The organism is Chamaesiphon sp. OTE_20_metabat_361 (genome assembly GCF_031364565.1).
In genome coordinates this window covers 1-1,585 of record NZ_JANLWO010000173.1, presented here as the reverse complement: position 1 = coordinate 1,585, position 1,585 = coordinate 1, and the positions used below count along the sequence as shown (strand labels likewise).

Annotated in this window: 1 protein-coding gene; it reads right to left on the bottom strand. The window is 48.0% G+C overall.

All coding sequences use genetic code 11. The features are described 5' to 3' along the window. Positions 1-451: 451 nt before the first annotated feature. A complete protein-coding gene (locus tag RMO35_RS04800; protein WP_309738941.1) occupies positions 452-1,264 on the bottom strand; it encodes a TPM domain-containing protein in 813 nt (270 codons plus the stop codon). Between the last annotated feature and the right edge of the window lie 321 nt (positions 1,265-1,585).

Sequence of the window (1,585 nt, the reverse complement as noted above, 5' to 3'; positions counted from 1 at the left end):
CCACTGACAACATCGGGGAGGTTAAAAGCTGGCGCACTTACGCCTAAAGGTAGCATTGTCGATGCAGTTCGTACCATAATTAAATAAGTTGAAAGTTGAAAGTTGAAAGCGAAAAGTGCGGTCTTGGGGTTTCCCCTGTCTTGTCGTTTTCTTATTCGGGGGGAACCCCCGAATAAAAACGCCGCAAGTGAAGCACCTTTTCAAGACAGCGGATGCGCCATACGTAGGGTTCCCCGAGGGTTTAGCGCACCAAGCAGCGAGACAAGACAAACCTCCGCGTGATTGCATCCGCTGTCTTGACCCAAACACATGCGGAGGGAACCTCCGCGTGATTTGGGTCGCTTTTTAAGGGGGTTGGGGGATTTAGCTCTCAAAACGAAGTCTAATAGACTATTTAAAAGCGCCCCGACTGATAATAGTCGGGGCGCTAGAACTTTCAGATCCAACTAATCTATAGTTCCTCAGATGGGTTTGATTGACCGATGATTGGTGCTAGGAAAGCCACCAAAACGCCGATCGCAAATCCCGCACAATTGCGGAATAAAGGTACCCATTCCGATGTCCGGGTAATGACAGGGGCGACGCCGAAGGCGATGAAGAGAATCCCCCATAAAGGTGAAAAAATTAGCGCCCACTGCCAAGCAAAACCTTCGCCTTCTTTGCGATATTGTCCGGCGAAACCACAAATAACCCCACCTAAAATCGAGCTAGTTAGAGTGAGAATCCATTGTTCTTTTGGTAAACCGGGGACGACATTACAACCACCTCTGACTAGGCAGGTTTTTACTGCTTCTAAGGAGTCTGTAACGGCGCTGTCCTCACCATTTTCGCGGACGTAGTACATATTCCCAAATCGGGTTTGCAACTCGATCCAGAAGGTTCTAGGCATCAGTTTGTAGACATCATCGCCGACGCGGAAATTTAGCGTATTCCCGCCCCGCGAATCTGAGACAACCAGGACACTTTTCTCATCTAGTCCCCAATATTTACTTACCGCCCGTCCGGGGGTACGATCGTACTGAGTCAATATTCGCAGTTTCCAGCCAGTTTCGGCTTCAAATTTGTCGATCTCTTTGACTAAATTCTCCTCTTGGATAGGGGTGAAAGTTTTCGCCAGATCGATGATGGGGGTTTGGTAAGTCGGTAAGAGTTCGGGATTGTCAACCGCTTGCGCGGACGGGGCGATCGACCACACGGATATACTTAAGACGATGGCTATTGCCGATCCGAGCAGGCGACGTAAGATCATTTTCGATGAAGGCATTTTCTACTAAACTCATTAAATCGATCGGCATTCACTAATTGCTAACTTGGCAACTACTCTTACCGCCGAAAATTATTCTATTATTAATTTACTTTACAATACTTTACGATGAAATGGGACGCCCGATCGGTCTCGATCGGCAGTCATTCCAATCTGATGAACTACCAGCCCTTACTTCGCTGAAGGGCTGGTTTCTGCATCCAGTCCTATAAGGGTTGATTTTTGACGCTTCAACTGACCTAGTTGCTTCATACTTCCCGCCGTCTTACGACTACGGGTGCCTGAAGTAGAGCTAGAGCCATCTGCATCTACGAAGCTAGT